Source organism: Chromohalobacter nigrandesensis, assembly GCF_023061285.1.
GTDB classification, from domain to species: domain Bacteria; phylum Pseudomonadota; class Gammaproteobacteria; order Pseudomonadales; family Halomonadaceae; genus Chromohalobacter; species Chromohalobacter nigrandesensis.
On record NZ_JAKGAM010000008.1, the window covers coordinates 78580 to 97470 of the forward strand.

19 protein-coding genes and 1 pseudogene are annotated in these 18891 nt (G+C 60.7%); 9 read left to right on the forward strand and 11 right to left on the reverse strand.

What is annotated here, in order from left to right; translation table 11 throughout:
* Window positions 1–38: 38 nt before the first annotated feature.
* The 5 genes from serC (at window position 39) to rpsA (ending at window position 7060) form a co-directional block, all read left to right on the forward strand.
* Window positions 39–1124, forward strand: coding sequence for a 3-phosphoserine/phosphohydroxythreonine transaminase (serC, locus tag L1073_RS11145; RefSeq protein WP_246899291.1), 1086 nt, complete (start codon window positions 39–41; stop codon window positions 1122–1124).
* Window positions 1117–2238, forward strand: a complete 1122-nt coding sequence (gene pheA, locus L1073_RS11150; RefSeq protein ID WP_246899292.1) for a prephenate dehydratase — start codon at window positions 1117–1119, stop codon at window positions 2236–2238. The genes serC and pheA overlap by 8 nt, the downstream gene beginning before the upstream one ends.
* Entirely contained in the window at window positions 2239–4491 is a 2253-nt protein-coding gene (locus L1073_RS11155; protein WP_246899294.1) for a bifunctional prephenate dehydrogenase/3-phosphoshikimate 1-carboxyvinyltransferase, read from the forward strand.
* Window positions 4488–5186: a (d)CMP kinase gene (gene cmk / locus L1073_RS11160; RefSeq protein WP_246899295.1), complete on the forward strand. Its 699-nt coding sequence runs from the start codon at window positions 4488–4490 to the stop codon at window positions 5184–5186. The genes L1073_RS11155 and cmk overlap by 4 nt, the downstream gene beginning before the upstream one ends.
* Window positions 5187–5380: 194 nt before the next feature.
* Window positions 5381–7060, forward strand: a complete 1680-nt coding sequence (gene rpsA / locus L1073_RS11165) for a 30S ribosomal protein S1 (protein WP_246899297.1) — start codon at window positions 5381–5383, stop codon at window positions 7058–7060.
* A gap of 109 nt (window positions 7061–7169) precedes the next feature.
* Here rpsA and L1073_RS11170 read toward each other — a convergent pair whose 3' ends face one another.
* From L1073_RS11170 to L1073_RS11185, 4 genes are all read right to left on the reverse strand, one after another.
* The gene (locus L1073_RS11170) at window positions 7170–7898 is read right to left on the reverse strand and encodes an RNA methyltransferase (RefSeq protein WP_246899299.1); all 729 of its coding nucleotides are present in this window, start codon (window positions 7896–7898) and stop codon (window positions 7170–7172) included.
* Window positions 7899–8049: 151 nt separating this feature from the next.
* Window positions 8050–9693 carry a chaperonin GroEL gene (groL, locus tag L1073_RS11175; protein ID WP_246899301.1) on the reverse strand — a complete coding sequence of 548 codons (1644 nt, stop codon included), beginning with the start codon at window positions 9691–9693 and terminating at the stop codon, window positions 8050–8052.
* Between the two features lie 76 nt (window positions 9694–9769).
* Window positions 9770–10060, reverse strand: a complete 291-nt coding sequence (locus L1073_RS11180) for a co-chaperone GroES (RefSeq protein WP_246899302.1) — start codon at window positions 10058–10060, stop codon at window positions 9770–9772.
* Window positions 10061–10239: 179 nt separating this feature from the next.
* Window positions 10240–10770, reverse strand: a complete 531-nt coding sequence (locus tag L1073_RS11185) for an FxsA family protein (protein WP_246899304.1) — start codon at window positions 10768–10770, stop codon at window positions 10240–10242.
* A 144-nt stretch (window positions 10771–10914) separates the two neighbouring features.
* Here L1073_RS11185 and L1073_RS11190 point away from each other — a divergent pair.
* A pseudogene (locus L1073_RS11190) lies at window positions 10915–11245 on the forward strand (SDR family oxidoreductase); the annotation flags it as partial.
* A gap of 110 nt (window positions 11246–11355) precedes the next feature.
* Here L1073_RS11190 and L1073_RS11195 read toward each other — a convergent pair.
* The gene (locus L1073_RS11195; RefSeq protein WP_246899306.1) at window positions 11356–11628 is read right to left on the reverse strand and encodes a ComEA family DNA-binding protein; all 273 of its coding nucleotides are present in this window, start codon (window positions 11626–11628) and stop codon (window positions 11356–11358) included.
* Window positions 11629–11849: 221 nt separating this feature from the next.
* Here L1073_RS11195 and pyrF point away from each other — a divergent pair, with 221 nt between their 5' ends.
* Window positions 11850–12551 carry an orotidine-5'-phosphate decarboxylase gene (pyrF, locus tag L1073_RS11200; RefSeq protein WP_246899307.1) on the forward strand — a complete coding sequence of 234 codons (702 nt, stop codon included), beginning with the start codon at window positions 11850–11852 and terminating at the stop codon, window positions 12549–12551.
* 3 nt (window positions 12552–12554) lie between these two features.
* Here pyrF and lapB read toward each other — a convergent pair whose 3' ends face one another.
* The 3 genes from lapB to L1073_RS11215 are packed head-to-tail and all read right to left on the reverse strand — an operon-like array spanning window position 12555 to window position 14383.
* Window positions 12555–13739: a lipopolysaccharide assembly protein LapB gene (gene lapB, locus L1073_RS11205; protein WP_246899308.1), complete on the reverse strand. Its 1185-nt coding sequence runs from the start codon at window positions 13737–13739 to the stop codon at window positions 12555–12557.
* Window positions 13740–14045: a lipopolysaccharide assembly protein LapA domain-containing protein gene (locus tag L1073_RS11210; RefSeq protein WP_040241700.1), complete on the reverse strand. Its 306-nt coding sequence runs from the start codon at window positions 14043–14045 to the stop codon at window positions 13740–13742. It lies immediately after the preceding gene.
* Window positions 14046–14086: 41 nt separating this feature from the next.
* Window positions 14087–14383 (reverse strand): integration host factor subunit beta, encoded by a 297-nt coding sequence (locus L1073_RS11215; RefSeq protein WP_133696726.1) that lies wholly within the window; start codon window positions 14381–14383, stop codon window positions 14087–14089.
* A 224-nt stretch (window positions 14384–14607) separates the two neighbouring features.
* Here L1073_RS11215 and L1073_RS11220 point away from each other — a divergent pair, with 224 nt between their 5' ends.
* Both L1073_RS11220 and L1073_RS11225 read left to right on the forward strand, forming a co-directional pair.
* Window positions 14608–14886, forward strand: a complete 279-nt coding sequence (locus L1073_RS11220) for an FAD assembly factor SdhE (protein ID WP_246899310.1) — start codon at window positions 14608–14610, stop codon at window positions 14884–14886.
* A gap of 55 nt (window positions 14887–14941) precedes the next feature.
* Window positions 14942–15253 carry a hypothetical protein gene (locus L1073_RS11225; RefSeq protein WP_246899311.1) on the forward strand — a complete coding sequence of 104 codons (312 nt, stop codon included), beginning with the start codon at window positions 14942–14944 and terminating at the stop codon, window positions 15251–15253.
* A 36-nt stretch (window positions 15254–15289) separates the two neighbouring features.
* On the opposite strand, the gene L1073_RS11230 is transcribed toward L1073_RS11225, so the two are convergent.
* The 3 genes from L1073_RS11230 to L1073_RS11240 form a co-directional block, all read right to left on the reverse strand.
* On the reverse strand, window positions 15290–16462 hold the full coding sequence (locus L1073_RS11230) for an FUSC family protein (protein WP_246899313.1): 1173 nt from the start codon (window positions 16460–16462) through the stop codon (window positions 15290–15292).
* Entirely contained in the window at window positions 16459–16725 is a 267-nt protein-coding gene (locus tag L1073_RS11235; RefSeq protein WP_246899314.1) for a hypothetical protein, read from the reverse strand. The genes L1073_RS11230 and L1073_RS11235 overlap by 4 nt, the downstream gene beginning before the upstream one ends.
* A 174-nt stretch (window positions 16726–16899) precedes the next feature.
* Window positions 16900–18864, reverse strand: a complete 1965-nt coding sequence (locus L1073_RS11240; protein ID WP_246899316.1) for a DNA topoisomerase III — start codon at window positions 18862–18864, stop codon at window positions 16900–16902.
* Window positions 18865–18891 lie beyond the last annotated feature (27 nt).

Below are 18891 nucleotides of genomic sequence, written 5' to 3' on the forward strand. Positions count from 1 at the left end.
CCTCCGGGAGTGGTCGCTTTACGTTTGGAATCACGCTGATGACACGCAAGTTCAATTTCTGTGCCGGTCCAGCGGCACTTCCCGCCTCCGTGCTCGAGCGCGCCCGCGACGAGTTGCTCGACTATCAGGGCCATGGCTTGTCGGTCATGGAAATGAGTCACCGCAGCGAGGCCTTCGCGGAGATCGCCGCGCGTGCCGAGCGCGACCTGCGTGCGCTGCTGGCCGTGCCGGACAATTATCGCGTGCTGTTCATGCAGGGCGGCGCCTCCAGCCAGTTCGCGATGGTGCCCTATAACCTGCTGGGGACGGGCGGTACGCCGAACTATCTGTACACCGGTATCTGGGGCAAGAAGGCGATTGCCGAGGCACGTCATCTTGCCGGCGCGCACGTGGCGGCTTCCAGTGAGGCCAATGGACTGACGGCGGTGCCGCGGCCCGATGACATCGCCTTGTCGTCGGATGCTGCCTATCTGCATTACACGGCCAATGAAACCATCGGGGGCCTGGCATTCGACTACATTCCCGAGGTCGGCGATGTACCGCTGGTATGCGATATGTCGTCGTCGATCCTCTCGGAGCCGCTGGATGTGTCCCGCTTCGGCGTCATCTATGCCGGGGCGCAGAAGAATATCGGCCCGGCGGGACTGACATTGGTCATCGTGCGTGACGACCTGCTCGAGCGCGCCTTGCCGAACACCCCGACCATGTTCAACTATCGGGTCATGGCCGAGAATGGCTCGATGTTCAATACGCCGCCGACGTATGCCTGGTATCTCGCGGGGCTGGTTTTCGACTGGTTGCGCCACGACATGGGCGGGGTCGAAGCGATGGACCGCCTCAACGCGCGCAAGTCCGAAAAGCTGTATGCGGCCATCGATACCAGCGACTTCTATTCCAACCCCATCGCCCTGGCCAATCGGTCGCGCATGAACGTGCCTTTCGTGCTGGCGGATGAGACGCTCAATGCTGCGTTCCTCAAAGATGCCGAGGCGGAAGGGCTGTTGAATCTCAAGGGCCACCGCAGCGTGGGCGGCATGCGGGCCAGCCTCTATAATGCGGTGCCGGAAGCTGCAGTGGATGCGCTGGTCGATTTCATGAGGGAGTTCGAACGACGCCATGGCTGATCACGATATGTCCGATCACGATGCCTCTATCACATCGGCCGACCTGCCGGCACTGCGCGAGCGAATCGATACGCTGGATAGCGAGATTCTCAAGCTGATCAGCGAGCGCGCGCACTGCGCACAGCAGGTAGCGCAGGTGAAAACCGACAGCGACCCGCAGGCGACGTTCTATCGACCCGAGCGTGAGGCTCAGGTGCTGCGTCGCATCATGGCGCTCAACAAGGGCCCTCTCGATGACGAGGAAATGGCGCGCTTGTTTCGCGAGATCATGTCGGCATGCCTGGCGCTGGAGCGGCCGGTCAAGGTGGCCTATCTGGGCCCCGAGGGCACGTTTACTCAGCAGGCGGCGCTCAAGCATTTCGGCGACAGCGCGGTGAGCCTGCCGATGGCGGCCATCGATGAGGTCTTTCGCGAAGTGGAAGCGGGGGCCGCGCATTTTGGCGTGGTGCCGGTGGAAAACTCCACCGAGGGCATCGTCAATAGCACCCTGGATACCTTCATGGATGCCAGCCTGCGCATCTGTGGCGAAGTAGTGCTGCGCATTCATCATCATCTGCTGGTGTCCAGCAATACGCGCCGCGACAAGGTCTCGCGCATTTATTCGCATCCCCAGTCCCTGGCGCAGTGCCGCAAGTGGTTGGACGCGCATTATCCCCATGCCGAGCGGGTGCCGGTGTCGTCCAATGCCGAGGCGGCGCGTCTGATCAAGAGCGAATGGCACAGTGCCGCGATTGCCGGCGATATGGCCGCCAAGCGTTACGAGCTCGAGAAGGTCGCCGAGAAGATCGAGGACCGTCCCGACAACTCGACACGCTTTTTGATTATCGGCCATCAGGACACGCCGGTCTCCGAGGATGACAAGACGTCCATTGTCGTGGCCATGCGCAATCAGCCCGGAGCGTTGCACGACCTACTCGAGCCGTTCCACCGCCACAAGATCGATCTGACGCGCGTCGAGACGCGGCCGTCACGCACCGGAATCTGGAATTACGTGTTCTTCATCGACTTCAAGGGCCATCGTGACGATCCGCAGGTCGCGGCGGTACTGGAAGAGATTACGTTGCGTGCTGCCGAGCTCAAGGTGCTGGGGTCCTACCCCGTGGGTGTGCTGTAAATGTCGGAGCAGTCCTGTGCGCCGACCGAGCGCGGTATCCTCATCATCGGGTTGGGCCTGATCGGCGGCTCGCTGGCGGCGGCCTTGAAGGAAGCGGGCTTCGAGGGGCGGATTGTAGCCTGTGACCGTGATGCCGACGAAGTGGCGCGTGGCATCGATATGGGGCTGATCGATGCAGGCAGTACCGAGCTGGCCCCTTGGGTGGCCGACAGCAGCTTGATCGTGCTGGCGGTGCCGGTGTTGGCGATGGAGGCCGTGCTGCGCGAGTTGGCGCCACATCTCGGCGATCAGGTGATCACCGATGTCGGCAGCACCAAGGGCGCCATCGAGGCGACGGTCGAACGCGTTTTCGGTGACATGCCGCCGCGCTTCGTACCAGGGCATCCGATCGCGGGGTCCGAAAAAAGCGGCGTGACGGCGTCCAATCCCGCGCTTTATCGCCGCCATAAGGTGATACTGACGCCGCGCGACACTACCGATCCCGATGCCTTGGCGCGTGTGAGAGCGCTATGGGCGGCATGCGGGGCGCAACTGCTGGAAATGGACGTGGCACGTCACGATCAGGTCTTGGCGCGCACCAGTCATCTCCCCCATTTGCTGGCGTTTTCGTTGGTCGACACTCTGGCACGTCAGGACGAGCGCCTGGAGATCTTTCGCTATGCGGCGGGGGGCTTTCGCGATTTCACGCGTATCGCCGGTAGCGACCCGGTCATGTGGCGCGATATCTTCAGTGCCAACCGCGAGGCGGTGCTGGGCGCACTGGATGAGTTCGAGGCGGGCGTTGCTCGTTTACGACGCGCCATGACCGACAATGATGGCGATGCCATGCTGGCGGTCTTCGATCGTGCCAGTCATGCGCGGCAGTATTTCGATACGCTTTTGAACCAGACGAGTTATCAAGCGATGGAACAATGCAATATCCGTTACCGCGTGAGTCCCGGTGGCGATGTGCGCGGCCGGATCCGCGTGCCGGGAGACAAATCGATTTCGCATCGCTCGATCATGCTCGGTGCGCTTGCCGAAGGCGTGACCGAAGTGCATGGCTTCCTCGAGGGCGAGGATAGCCTGGCGACGCTGCAGGCGTTTCGTGACATGGGCGTGGCCATCGAAGGTCCGCACCAGGGGCGCGTGACCATCCATGGCGTCGGCTTGCATGGCCTGACGGCGCCTGCCGGCCCCCTTTATGTGGGCAATTCAGGTACGGCCATGCGTCTGTTCGCCGGCTTGCTGGCCGGGCAGGCCTTCGATACCGAATTGACCGGCGATGTGTCGCTCAACAAGCGGCCGATGGGTCGGGTGGCCGATCCGCTGCGCGAGATGGGCGCGGTGATCGAAACCGCCGAGGGCGGCCGGCCGCCGCTGACGATTCGCGGCGGCCAGGACCTTCGCGGCATTCGTTATGACATGCCCATGGCGAGCGCCCAGGTGAAGTCCTGCCTGTTGCTCGCAGGGCTCTATGCCGAGGGTGAGACGCGGGTGCGTGAGCCGGCACCGACGCGCGATCACACCGAGCGCATGCTCAACGGCTTCGGTTATGCGGTGCAGCGCGCCGCTGACGAGGCCTGGCTACAGGGCGGCGGGCGTTTGACGGCGGCGCCCATCGACGTGCCGTCGGATATTTCGTCGGCGGCGTTCTATCTGGTGGCGGCGGCCATTACGCCCGGTTCGGATCTGCTCCTGGAGCATGTGGGTACCAATCCGACGCGTATCGGGGTCATCAATATCCTCAAGGCCATGGGCGCCGATCTTGAATTGCTCAATCCTCGGGAAGTCGGCGGTGAGCCGGTCGCCGATATTCGCGTTCGCCATGCGCCGCTCAAGGGGATCGATATTCCCGTGGATCAGGTGCCACTGGCCATCGACGAGTTTCCCGTGCTGTTCATTGCTGCGGCCAATGCCGAAGGCGTGACACGCTTGCGAGGCGCGGAAGAATTGCGCGTCAAGGAATCCGATCGCATCCAGGCGATGGCCGATGGCCTGGCGATCCTGGGTGTCGAGAATACCGTCCATCCCGATGGCATCGACATCGTCGGTCGCGCCGACGCCAGCGATACGCATGTCGCGCATTATCGCGGCGGGCATGTCGATAGCCTGGGTGATCATCGCATTGCCATGGCCTTCGCCATTGCCGCCTTGCGTGCCGAGGGTGAGATCGCCATCGATGACTGCGCCAATGTAACTACGTCCTTCCCGGGGTTCGTTGACCTGGCGCGTCGCGTGGGCCTGTCGCTCGAAGAACAGGAGGTTTCATGAGCTTGTCGCACGATGAAGTGCCCGTACTGACCGTCGACGGGCCAGGCGGCGCAGGCAAGGGGACGGTCAGTCGCTTGATTGCCGAGCGGTTGGGCTGGCACTTGCTGGACTCCGGTGCGCTGTATCGTCTCACCGCGCTGGCGGCACTCAAGCACGGCCTGGTGCTGGACGATGAAGCCGCGTTGGCGACGTGTGCCGAAACCTTGGATGTCCGCTTCGTGGCGTGCGATGGCGAAACGCGTATCGAGCTGGAAGGCCATGACGTGAGTGGCGACATTCGTACCGAACAGGTCGGCGACGTTGCTTCTCAGATAGCCTCGTTGCCTCGGGTGCGTGATGCGCTGTTGACGCGCCAGCGTGACTTTCGCGATATGCCGGGACTGGTAGCGGATGGGCGAGATATGGGGACGGTGGTATTCCCCCAGGCGTCCCTGAAAGTCTATCTGACGGCTTCGGCGGAAGAGCGGGCGCGGCGACGCCATGAACAGTTGCTGAATGCCGGTCGGGATGCTAATCTAACGAGTCTTCTAGAGGAAATTAAGGCTCGTGACGCGCGCGATATGCAGCGTGCCGTAGCGCCACTCAAGCCGGCAGACGATGCCGTCTTGTTGGATAGTACGAGTCTTGCGATACCGGACGTGGTGGAGTGTATCGAAAGGCTGCTCAGTGCACGTGGGCTCGGCCTCCCGAACTGAGTAGCTGGGGTGAAACGGGCACCCATCCGGAGACCCTGGCCAGACGTCATGACGTGTGCGGGCGATAATTGAGAGCCTTCGCAGGTCGAACCAGCGCCAACGTCCCCAGGGATATGTAGGAAAGGCCCGCGCTTGCTGGTGGTGCGGAGAATGAGCGGCCTGGCCGCTATTAACGTTGATCACGTAGGAACAACATGAGCGAAAGCTTTGCTGAACTGTTCGAACAGTCTCTCCAGGACATCAATATGGAACCCGGTGCCATCGTCATGGCAACCGTGGTCGATATCGAAGGTGACTGGATTACCGTCAACGCGGGTCTGAAGTCCGAGGGGCAAATCCCCGTGGCGCAGTTCCGTGATGACAATGGCGAATTGACCATCTCCGTGGGAGATGAAGTCAAGGTTGCCCTTGAAGCCGTTGAAGACGGCTTCGGCGAGACGCGTCTGTCTCGCGAAAAGGCCAAGCGTGCCGAGGCCTGGAAAGAGCTGGAAGCGGCCTTCGAGAAGGACGAAATCGTCAAGGGCGTGATCAACGGCAAGGTCAAGGGCGGCTTCACGGTCGAAGTTTCTTCCATCCGCGCGTTCCTGCCCGGTTCTCTCGTCGACGTCCGTCCGGTACGCGATACTGCTCACCTAGAGCACAAAGAGCTGGACTTCAAGGTCATCAAGCTCGATCCCAAGCGTAACAACGTCGTTGTCTCTCGCCGTGCCGTTCTTGAGGCCGAGAACAGCGCCGAGCGTGAAGCGCTGCTGTCCACGCTTCAAGAAGGTCAGCAGATCGACGGTATCGTCAAGAACCTCACCGACTACGGTGCGTTCGTCGACTTGGGCGGCGTCGATGGCCTGCTGCACATCACCGACATGGCGTGGAAGCGCATCAAGCATCCCAGCGAGATTGTGGCCGTTGGTGATGAGGTCAACGTCAAGGTGCTCAAGTTCGATCGCGAGCGCAACCGTGTGTCTCTCGGCTTGAAGCAGCTGGGTGAAGATCCGTGGGTCAACATCAAGGATCGTTATCCGGAAAATACCCGCGTCAATGCTCGCGTCACCAACCTGACCGACTACGGCTGCTTTGCTGAGCTCGAGGAAGGTGTCGAAGGCTTGGTTCACGTCTCGGAAATGGACTGGACCAACAAGAACATCCATCCCTCGAAGGTCGTGCAGGTCGGCGATGACGTGGAAGTCATGGTGCTGGATATCGACGAAGAACGTCGTCGTATCTCCTTGGGTATCAAGCAGTGCACCACCAATCCGTGGGAAGATTTCAGCGCGCGCTATAACAAGGGCGACCGCGTCTCGGGCACCATCAAGTCAATCACCGACTTCGGTATCTTCATCGGTCTGGAAGGTGGTATTGACGGTCTGGTTCACCTGTCCGATATCTCTTGGAGCGAAACCGGCGAAGAAGCCGTGCGTAATTTCAAGAAGGGCGATGAAGCCGAAGCGGTCATTCTCTCGATCGATCCGGAACGCGAGCGTATCTCGCTCGGTATCAAGCAGCTCGAAACCGATCCGGTTTCCGAGTACTTGGCCGTCAACGACAAGGGCGCCATCGTCACCGGTCGCGTTGTCGAAGTCGATGCCAAGGAAGCACATGTCGAGTTGGCGACTGATGTTGTAGCCGTACTCAAGGCCTCCGAGATCAGCCCTGATCGCGTCGAAGATGCACGCAACGCGCTCAACGAAGGCGATAGCGTCGAAGCCAAGATCGTCGGTGTCGATCGCAAAAACCGTGCGATCAACCTGTCGGTCAAGGCGAAAGACCAGGTCGATACACGCCGTGCGATGGGCAAACTGCGCGATCAGGAAGCTGAGCCGCAGAAAGGCCCGACCACCATCGGTGATCTGATCAAGCAGCAGATGGGCGGCGAATAAGCCACGTCGCCGCTGCGTCTTCGACGCGGTGGCGGGTGCTTTATTGAGCCGTAAAAAAACCGCGCCTCTTCGAGGCGCGGTTTTTTGTGTCCGTCAGGCGGTATCTTGCTCAGGATCGACTGGTGTTTTCCAATGTCGTCAATACACCGCGCAGGATGGAGAGTTCCTTGCGAGTGGGTTGAGCGCGGGCGAAAAGTGCGCGTAGATGGTCTTCAGTGCGCGCATGAGGCTGAGTCAGAAACCCCGAGGAGGTCAGGGCCTGGTGCAGATGCGTTTCGAAGTGAGCCATCTGTTCGCGTGTCGGCAAGGCGGCCTGCTTGGATTTGGGCTGAGCGGCGATCGGTGTTTGGTGACGCCATGCACGACGTACTTCGTAGGCGAGTATCTGCACGGCCTGTGCTAGATTGAGGACGCCGTAATCGGGGTTGGCGGGGATGCTGACCTGATGCGTGCAGTGCCGAATTTCATCGTTGGTCAGTCCAGATCGCTCGCGACCGAAGACGAGTGCCACGGGGGCGTCATGCGCATACTCGACCATTTGGACGGCCATGGGCTCGGGGTCATCGAAATGGGGGAGGGGGAGGCTACGCAGACGGGCGCTGGCGCCGGCGACCTGGACGCAGTCCCCGACGGCTTGCGAAATGTGCGCGACGACGCGTGCGTTGTCGAGCACATCGGTCGCGCCAGCGGCGAGCCGAGTGGCCTCTTCATCGGGGAAACAGCGCGGATTGACCAATACCAGGTCGCTCAGGCCCATGGTTTTCATGGCGCGTGCGGCCTGGCCGATATTGCCGGGGTGGAATGTCTGAACGAGTACGATACGGATATTGGAGAGCATAGAACATCGCGATACAGTCGAAGGCAGGGCGATAGTGTACTTGGGCTACGGGCTACGCCAGGCTGATCTATACCCCGGACACGAAAAACCCCCGCCGGTTGCCCGGCAGGGGTTCGAGTCACGGGACAGTGCCCGGGAGTCTAGGCAGCGATTACATCATGCCGCCCATGCCTCCCATGCCGCCCATGTCCGGTGCGCCGCCGCCGGCTTCCTTCTCGTCCGGGTCGTCGGCGATCATGGCTTCGGTAGTGATCATCAAGCCAGCCACGGAGCCTGCGGACTGAACCGCGCTACGCGTGACCTTGGCCGGATCGAGAACGCCCATCTCGAACAGGTCGCCATATTCGTCGGTTTGTGCGTTGTAACCGTAGTTACCTTCACCGGCCTTGATCTGATTGACGACGATGGACGCTTCCTGACCTGCGTTAGTCACGATCTGACGCAGCGGCGATTCCATGGCGCGCAGGGCAATGGCGATGCCGTGGGTCTGGTCTTCGTTCTCGCCCTTGAGGTTGGCGAGATTGCCAAGGATGCGCACCAGCGCGGTACCACCGCCAGGCACGACGCCTTCTTCGACGGCGGCACGTGTGGAGTGCAGCGCATCTTCGACGCGGGCCTTCTTCTCCTTCATCTCGAACTCGGTCGCGGCACCCACGCGGATGACGGCGACACCGCCGGCCAGCTTGGCGACGCGCTCCTGGAGTTTCTCGCGGTCGTAGTCGGAGCTGGTGTCTTCGATCTGAGCGCGAATCTGGCTGACACGCGCTTCGATGTCGGACTCGGCACCGGAACCATCGATGATGGTGGTGTTTTCCTTGGACATGGTGACGCGCTTGGCGCTGCCCAGATGATCCAGGTTGGCTTGCTCGAGCGTCAGGCCGACTTCCTCGGAAATCACGGTGCCGCCGGTAAGGATGGCGATATCCTGCAGCATGGCCTTGCGACGATCACCGAAGCCAGGTGCCTTGGTCGCCGCGACCTTGACGATGCCGCGCATGGTGTTGACCACCAATGTCGCCAGCGCTTCGCCTTCGATGTCCTCGGCGATGATGCCCAACGGCTTGCCGGACTTGGCAACCGCTTCCAGCACCGGTAGCAGTTCGCGGATGTTGGAGATCTTCTTGTCGACCAGCAGCAGGTACGGATCTTCCAGTTCCACCATCATGGTGTCCTGGTTGGTCACGAAGTAGGGCGACAGGTAGCCACGATCGAACTGCATGCCTTCGACGACTTCCAGCTCGTCTTCGAAGCCGCGGCCTTCGTCGACGGTGATGACGCCTTCCTTGCCGACTTTCTGCATGGCGTCGGCGATGATCTCACCGATACGCTTGTCGCCATTCGCGGAAATGGTCCCGACCTGGGCAATGGCCTTGGCATCGGTGCACGGCACGGAAAGCTTGTGGATTTCCTTGACGGCGGCGTCGACGGCCTGGTCGATACCACGCTTGAGATCCATCGGATTCATGCCCGCCGTCACGCCTTTCATGCCTTCAGTGACAATCGACTGGGCGAGAACGGTTGCGGTGGTCGTACCGTCACCTGCCACGTCAGAAGTCTTGGAAGCGACTTCCTTGACCATCTGCGCGCCCATGTTCTCGAACTTGTCCTTGAGCTCGATTTCCTTGGCGACGGAAACCCCGTCCTTGGTCACGGTCGGTGAGCCGAAGGATTTTTCCAGTACGACGTTACGTCCTTTGGGCCCGAGGGTGACCTTGACGGCGTCGGCCAGGGTATTAATACCGCGTGCCATGCGCTTGCGGGCATCATCGGAGAATTTGATCTGTTTAGCTGCCATTTCTAGCTCTTCCCATTAATGGCGCGATCAAGTCGCGCAAACGTGAAACGAAAATATGACTGGTGAACGTCGTGAATTACTCGGCAACGGCCAGAATATCGCTTTCGCTCATGATCAGGACTTCTTCACCGTCGATTTTCTCTTTCTCGACGCCAAAGCCATCCTTGAAAATCACGGTATCACCCACCTTGACGTCCAGCGGGCGGACTTCGCCATTCTCGAGAATACGGCCGTTACCGACAGCAAGGATTTCGCCGCGGGTCGGTTTCTCTTGAGCGTTACCCGGAAGCACGATGCCGCCAGCGGTCTTCTGTTCTTCTTCTGTGCGACGGACAACGACGCGATCGTGCAAAGGACGGATTTTCATTGCTCACGTTCTCCTGATGGTTCTATGGATCATAGGACAATCCCGTTGAGCCAAGCTCAAGGGCGAAGGCTGTGCCTTCTGTTTATAAGGCCGACGCATCAAGGCGTTACGGCCGAATCATCTGTTAGGGGCTTGATTGGGTCGACGTATCCACTTTCAAGGGCCCTCCATGAATTTTTTCAATGCCGGGAATCATCCTTCCCTATGTAGTCGCCTTCGATCGGTTGTTCGTCATTCGCCTGACTGTTTTGCGAGGTCTTGTCTTGCGAAGTCTTGTCCGTGCGCCGAGTGTGTTCGTGCCAATCACTATCCGCGGTTTTTTCCTGCGCCGTGCCACTGGCGCCCATGGTAAAAAAGCGGCTGCGCCATCCTCCGCGCTTTAGTCCTCGGCCCAGCAAGCGGCGGCTGCTCGGGATGAGACACAGCAGTCCCAAGCCATCCGACAAGAAGCCTGGGGTGACCAGCAAGGCTCCGCCAAAGATCAAGGCGGCCCCGGTAATCAACTCGTCCGAGGGGATTTCTCCCTGGGCAAACCGGGCCTGGGCACGCTGCAGGGTCTGTACCCCTTCGCGTCGAATCAGGTGAAGGCCCAGTGCCCCGGATAGCAGCACCAATGCCAGCGTCGGAAGCAGACCGATCTGTCCGCCTATGGCGAACAGCACCACGAAATCGAGTAGTCCGAAAAGCGTAATGAAAAGTAACAGTGGCATGGCGGCTCCGTGTGATCTCGACTTCCCAGTAGATGGTGGCATGCGTGTGAATTGCAAGGGAAACGAGGCGCTGATGCAAGCGTGTTGTGATCCCTGCGTGGAGACGCCATGCGGTTTGATGGAACCGTGGTAGGTATAACGGGAGGCGTCATCGTCAAAGTCACGAGCCTCTCGCGTGCCGGCAACATGGGGCAGGGTAATTACAGTGCCTCCAAGGCAGGGGGCGGCGTTGACGGTCACCTGGGCGAAGGAGCTGGCGCACCAAGGCATCCGTGTAGCGGCGGTAGCGCCGGGATTCATCGAAACCGAAATGACGGCGTCCATGCGTGCCGAAGTCCTCGAGAAAATCAGCAAGGGCATTCCCTTGGGATACCTGGGACAGCCGTGCGATATCGCCTCGAGCGTGCGTTATATCGTGGAAAACGACTACTTCACGGGACGGGTGCTGGAATGCGATGGCGGGCTGAGGATCTAGTGACGCGTCGATATTTAGACGACCCCTGACGCCGGTCGAAAAGACGCTCGCCGGATGCCGGTCGAAAAGACGCTCGCCGGATGCTCCCGTGCGAGCGTCGGTAGCGTAGCTCAGAACGTGACACGATCGCCCAGGTCCTGCACCGTTCCTTCAGCGATACCTTTGACGCGGGTCAGGTCGTCGAGCGAGGCGAAAGGTCCATTCGCCTCGCGATCCTCGATGATCGCCTGTGCCTTGACGTCGCCGATGCCCGGTAGTTCGGTCAGTGCTTCAACAGAGGCATGATTGATGTCGATAGGCGCGGAGGCGTCTTCCTGGGCGACCGCGAGGGTAGTGACACTCAGTGCCAGCGTCAGTAGGGCACAGCTAAGTAAATTTTTCATGCGACCACTCCTTTAGGTATATCTTATTGAGAGATTTAACCTTACTCAGATTTCCATGTTCGCAATGTCATCTATATAGGACGTTTTTTGTAAGCTAATGACTACAATATAAAATAACTCTTATTGAATCTCGGGCAGTCGGAATACTCACAAGGTGCTAGGTCGCGACGCGGGGGCGGCGGTATAATGCCGTCGTCATCATATTGCTTGCAGGAGACATCATGCCGCGCCCCGACACGCCGTTGATCATCGCTCTCGATTACCCTGATCTCGACCAAGCGCTTGCCATGGCCGACCGGTTGGACCCCGCACGCTGCCGGGTCAAGGTTGGCAAAGAGCTATTCACGCGCAGTGGCCCGCGGGTACTTGAGGTACTGCATGCACGTGGCTTCGAGGTGTTTCTGGATCTCAAGTTTCACGATATTCCCAATACGGTGGCGGGCGCCGTCGAGGTGGCGGCGGATCATGGCGTGTGGATGGTTAACGTCCACGCCGGTGGCGGGCGGCGCATGATGGAAGCAGCCAGAGAGCGGCTCGAGAATCGCCGGCTCTCCACGCATCTGATTGCAGTCACTGTTCTGACCAGTATGGCGCGTGAGGATCTCGCCGAGATTGGCGTCGACGACGAGCCGTTGAGTCAGGTCGAGCGTTTGGCGGCGCTAGCGCAACGTAGCGGCATGGATGGGGTAGTGTGTTCGGCGCAGGAAGCAAGGGCGTTACGCGCGCTATGTGGCGAATCTTTCTTGAAGATCACACCGGGCATACGACCTAGCACTTCGAATGGCGATGACCAGCGCCGTACGTTGACCCCGGCCCAGGCTTTGGGGGCGGGGAGCACGCATCTGGTGATCGGTCGACCGGTGACGCAAGCCTTGGACCCGATGGCGGCATTGGGCGCTATCGAGCACGAGCTTGACCGCTAGTGACTATTCGCCTTCCAGTCCGGTGATGGGTTTGGTGGTACCCCAGCTTTGGCAGCGCGGACATTGCCAGTGCAATTGGGCGCTGCCGAAACCGCAGCGATCACAGCGATGCCGGGGACGTGCTGCGAGTAGCTTCTGGGTATGCTGTTTGAGTAGCAACAGGCGCTCGCGGTCGCCATGGTCCTCGCCGATCAGGTAGAGGTCCATGAGGTAATCGACACCCCGCAAGCTGGGGTGCGCTTGAAGCTGCTCGCTGATCAATTCGATGGCGGCGTCCTGACCCTCGGTATTGAGTCGGGAAGCCGCCAGCATGATCACTACGCTGGTATAGTGCGTTTCTTGTAATTTCGCGTCCAGGAATGCACGCCAGCCCGCTTCGTCCTGCAGACGCCGATACGCCTCATGCAAGGGGTCGAGTATGACGGGAAGGAAGCCGGGGTCTTGCTCGGGGATGCGGCTGAGGTGGCGGATGACCGCCTTGTAATGCCCGGTGTCGCGTTCGAGTTCAGCGAGCAACCACGTGGCTCGGATACAGCATTCATCGATCGATAGGGCCTGACGCAGACGCTTGCGGGCCACGCTGGGGCTCGCATTGTGCCGATCCTGTTGGGCGAGTTCGCAAAGCCAGTGAGCGGCTGCGCGCTTGATATCGGCATCCTGGCGGATGAGCTGCGGTGTGGCGACATCCAGCGCCTGTTGCCACTCCTTCTCTCGCTGTAGTAGATCGACCAGCAAGCGTTTGGCAGCGTCGCGCATCCCTTCGTCGGGAGTGTCCTTCACCAGTGTTTGCAGCAGGCGTTCGGCGCGATCGAGCAATCCCAGGTTCAGGAAATCCCGTGACAATTCCAGTTGCACGAGCCCGCCTTGATAAGACGTCAGTGTCGGGCGCGCCAATAGATTCTGATGAATCTTGACAGCGCGGTCGGCCTCACCGCGCGAACGAAACAGGTTACCCAGTGCGATGTGTGTCTCGATGGTATCGCTGTTGACCTCGAGCGCTTGTACAAACGTCTCGATAGCCTGATCCGGCTGCTCGTTGAGCAGATGATTGAGACCAATGAAATAGTCTCTGGGCAACGACACTTCGGGAGATAGGCGTTCGCGAACGCGACGGCGCTCGCGACGTCCGAGCCACCAGCCGATGGCAATCGCCGCGACCAATAGGCCAAGCAGCAGTGGATCAAGCATTCAGGGGGCTTCCTTGAACTCCTGGGTGCGTAGCCGATCCAGTTCCTTGCGTTGCTGTTGATTGTGGCGTTGGGCACGGGTCAGGAGCGTGCGTAGTCGTAGGTAGATGCCGGTCATGGCCAGCATGCCGAGAATCACGCCGCAGGCCAGCGATATCAGCAGCCAAAGAGACAGTGAAGCGGGTGGTAGTTCGACCCATATCAAGTCGAGCGGCATGGCTTGTTGGTTGTTGACGGCAAACAGGATGCCGAGCAACAGGACGACCAGCAAGATTATGGCCAGCACGACACCTTTAAACCAACGCATGGGCAGGTTCCTTTTGCATGGAGATTGGTGCCCCGGGGGCTTCAGTAGCCGAGTGCACGGCTGGCGTTGACCTGTTCTCGCAACTCCTTGCCGGGCTTGAAATGCGGCACGAACTTGCCCTGCAGGTCGACGGGGTCGCCGGTTTTGGGGTTGCGTCCGGTCCGGGGTTCCCGAAAGTGTAGGGAGAAGCTGCCGAACCCGCGAATTTCGACACGCCCGCCGCTGGAAAGCGAGTGGGTGATGTCTTCGAGGATGAGCTTGACCGCTGCCTCTACCTCTTTAGCCGACAGCTCGGGCTGCCGAATGGCAATCTGTTCAATCAACTCGGACTTGGTCATCGAATGTCTCCAAGCGACTTTGCCGCTCGCTGCACAGGGGCAATAAAGCGACCACGGTATTGTTGTGAATTCAGCATACTGCTCAAACCTTGATAAAACAACGCACTAGCACATTGCAAGTCAATCTTAGCCGGTTTTGAACAAGGAGTGGAAACGATGTGTCTCGCCAAGTCCTCGGGTATACTCGTCATCTATTCATGTCATGACATCGCTTGGGAGTCTCCATGCAGGACGATGTAACCATCAAACGGCTTTACTGGCACTCGCGGCGTGGCATGTGGGAGCTGGATCTACTGCTGATCCCGTTTCTCGAACATTGCTACCCCCAGCTCGATGAGGCGGACAAAGTCCGTTATCAGTCACTGATAGAGCAGGAAGACCAGGATCTCTTCATCTGGTTGATGCGCCGAGAGTGGCCTGCCGACGCCGAGTTCCGGCGCATCGTCCAGATGATCGTCGATTATGCCGAAACCACTTCCAACGATCAGTATCGTACCCTCTAGGCTCGGCTTGGCGCTCCATGCACTCGTCTGGGGATTGGTGAGTGGCTTGGTGCTCATGCTGAGTACATGGTGGCTGACGTCTGCAGTAGCGCTTAGTGGTGCGGCACTGGTGGGCTACTGGTGGCGTGGCCAGCGGCGCTGGGAACTACGGGAGCGGCTCGACGGGGAACACGCCACCTGGGAGTGGCGTGAGGCTTCTGGGCAGTGGCAGCACGCCGCGCCGATACCACTGTGTATCGGCGCGTGGTTGATCGGATTGCGCGTCGGTCGCCGTATCATTTGGCTGTGGCCGGATAGTGCGGCGCCCACTTCGCGTCGTTGGCTGCGTATACGATGGCTGGAGGCAATGCCGTCGGGGCGGCACTGATGCGCATCAGGACTGACGCTCACCGCTATCTCGGCGTCAGCGTGGGTCATCATCGCTGTGCTCCGGGGCATCCCGCGATGTATCCAGCGGCATCGCCAGACGGTCGCGAATCAGGGTGTGACGCGAGGCACGACGACGCAGGCGGGCGCTGGGCAGACGGTCGAGCGTTTGCAAGGTGTCGATGAGCGCCTGAGTTAGACGGGCCAGCTCGCGATTGAGCCACAAATAGCCGCTCGGACTGAACAGGACGCGGTCGTTTTCACCGCGTGCCTCCAGGGCGGCTTGTGCATGGCGCTGTAAGTCGAAGGCGACCACCGTGATGTCGATGGTCTGCCCCGTGCGCACCTGGAACGCCAGGCTGCCGAGCGCGCGCGCTAAGCGGTGCTGTTCGTCACGCAAGCCATCGAGTTCGGCGATGATGTCGTGACCGGCCCGCGTGGCCCAGTGGGTTTCCAGGAGCAGCTCGATCGTCGACAGCATGCGTCGTTCCAGTGACAGAATGCGTTCCAGATCGTCGCGATGCAGACGGCGCTCGCTATGGATGGCATCCACCAGGCCGCGTTGCTTGACCAGTTGATCCGTCGTGCTCTTCAGTAATTGATGTGTATCGACGTCGTCATGCTGTGTCGCATTGGTGTGCGCATGGTACAGGCGCGCTAGCTTGTCGAGATTGTCGGCGAGCAGAAAGCGTAATAAATCGGTGGCCTTCTGGGGCAGGATGAACAAGGTGGCGAGGATGCCGATGCTCGTCCCGATCAGTACGTCGAAGGCGCGCCACAGGGCGATCCCCAAATCTTGGTGGCCGTCACCCACCACCATCAGCAAGGTCACGCCGAACATCAGCGCGCTATAGCCATAGCGCGTGGCGAACGTGGTGTGTGTGGCGACTGCGATACCGATCAATGTCCAGGCCGGTATCACCCACGGTGCCGGGGCGGGAATCAACACCAGCAAGATGCCCCAGATCGCGCCGAGCACCGTGCCTAGAAGGCGTTGTCCCCCTTTGTCGATGACACCGCCGATATGCGGCAGATTGCCCATGACCATCATCGTGCTGACTAGCGCCCAACTGCCATGAGGAATCTGCAGGGCCAGAATGACGGCGAAGGTGATCGCCAGCGCCAGCGAGGTACGCAGGACGTGCAGTCGATGGCGGTAGCGGTAGATGAAGTACGGATCGCGCAGACGAGTGGGCGACATCACGCTCATGACGCTCCGTGTCGGTGTCCGGCAGGCGCTTTGGCTTTAGCGCGCGCCAATGTGGCCGCATGTACCAGGCTTGCCGTCCACAGTACGAGGAGTAGCAGCAACCAGATGAAGCCTAGCCAGCGAATGGGGATCATCATCAGCGCCATCAGAGCGATGAACCCGCCCAGCCACAGTGCGGCCCAACCCCAGCGGCGCAGGAACAGGTGACCCAGGCCCGGCAACAGGAAGGCGAGCAAGAGCGTGATGAAGAGGCGATGGCGCATGGGAACTCCGTTCGTCGTGGTCAGGGCATTCATGCTGGCGTGTCATGATACAGCGTCTCGAGTGTCGGCGCGGAGCATCGTTGGCGCTTGGTGACGATGTGGTCGTCAAATGGGCGGCGAAGAGTCGCTCCAGTGCGCCTGCATCGAGAATCCACCATGTGGGCGATGAATCCATCAAGTCTCACCTTTTTTCGTGGTGGCTTTTCGAGGCGTGGTGCGTTTTCGGGTGCGCCGCTGCGTGGTCGACGGTTTGTCGCTTGCGCTGCGCTTGGCGTTGCGGCGCTTACCTCGCGATGGTGCGGTGGGTTCGGCGCCGCCCGGCGTGGCCAGGGCCTGGCGCATGCGTTCGGCGTCCGCCTGGCTCAGTAGTTGGTGAACATCACCCACCAGAGTGTCGAGGAACGCGTTCGCATCGGCATGGCCCTCGGCGATCTCGGCCAGGCGCTGCTCCCAGAGGGCCGTGCGCTCGGGGCGCGTGGCGGTATCCGGCAAGGCCTGAATCAGCGCGCGGCCGGTCCGTGTGGTACGCAGTGCGCCTTGCTGGCGAATCACGTAACCACGCGTGATGAGCGTTTCCAGAATGCCGGCACGTGTCGCCTCGGTGCCCAGTCCGTCGGTGTCGCGCAGGGTACGACGCACCGCGTCATCGTCGACGTAGCGGGCGATGTTCATCATCGCCTTGATCAGGCTGGCGTCGGAGAACGGCTCCGGCGGGCGCGTCTGACGATCCTCCACGCCGCACGCCTGGACCCGCGCGGTTTCGCCTTCGCGCAACGCGGGCAGCGGCGGTGCTTCATCGCGGGTGGTAAATAGCGGCTTCCATCCGGCGACGAGTATCTCGCTGCCCTGGGCGCGAAAACACTCACCGAGAATCGAGAACTCGGCCTTGACGTCGCGCGTTTCCAGCGGTGGGTAGAATTGTGCCAGTACGTTGCGGGCGATCAGCCGGAAGACGTTGGCCTCATCATTGGACAGGCGGGCCGCATCGAAAGGGCGTCCGGTGGGCGCCAGTGCGTGGTGGGCGCCGACTTGCTTGTCGTTCCAGGCGCGTGAGCGGCGGCTGAAGTCCGCGCCGCGCAGCCAACCAGCAAGGGTGTCGTCAGAGGCGCAGGCCGCAGAAAGTGTCTGCTTCGCCGCAGTGAAATGCCCTTCGGGCAGGTAGCGACAGTCGGAACGTGGATAGGTGATGAGCTGATGACGCTCGTATAGCGTCTGGCAGATATCCAGTACACGCTTGGCCGGTAGCTTGTAACGGCGTGCGGCATCGACCTGCAACGCCGATAGCGAATACGGCAGCGGGGCCGTCTGGGATTTTTTCTTGGTTTGCAGAGCACTCAAGTGCCCCTCGGTACCGGGTAGGCGCGCCGCGAGTGTCTCGGCCGGCTCGCGCGCCAACAGCCGTCCCTGGTCGTCGAGCGGATGCGGCGGCTGCGGTTGCCACCAGGCGCGTAGCGTGCCGTGTTCGACGCCAAGATCCGCCCACAGGGTATAAAAGGGGCGTGAGACGAAGCGCTCGATCTCCAGGTCGCGGCGCACGATGAGCCCCAACACGGGGGTCTGCACACGTCCCACCGACAGCACACCCGAGTAGCCTGCTTGGCGGCCGGTCAAGGTCCAGGCGCGCGACAGGTTGATGCCATACAGCCAGTCGGCGCGTGAGCGTGCCTCGGCGGCTGCGAAAAGTGACTGATAGCGCGCGTTGTCTTCGAGGCGTTGCAGTGCCTGTTGCACGGCGGGGCGGTTGAGATCGCTGATCAACAATCGCGACATCGGGCCGCGCCAGCCTAGGCGTTCGATGACCTGCTGCACCAGCAATTGCCCTTCGCGGTCCGGGTCGCCGGCATGCACCACGCTATCGGCGCGCTTGAGCAGTTTACGAATTACGGCCAACTGTGCACGGGCCTTGGGGCGCGGTATGAGTTGCCATTGCTTTGGCACGATGGGTAAATCGTCAAGGCGCCATTGCTTATAGCGTGTGTCGTAGGCGTCGGGTGGCGCCTGCTCGAGAAGATGCCCGACGCACCAGCTGATGCAGGTGTCCGCGCATTCGAGATAGCCGTCCTGACGTTGCGCCTTGGCGGGCAAGGCCTCGGCGATGGCGCGTGCCAGACTGGGTTTTTCGGCGACGATCAGGCGCATGGCGTTAGACGATCCAGCATGAACATG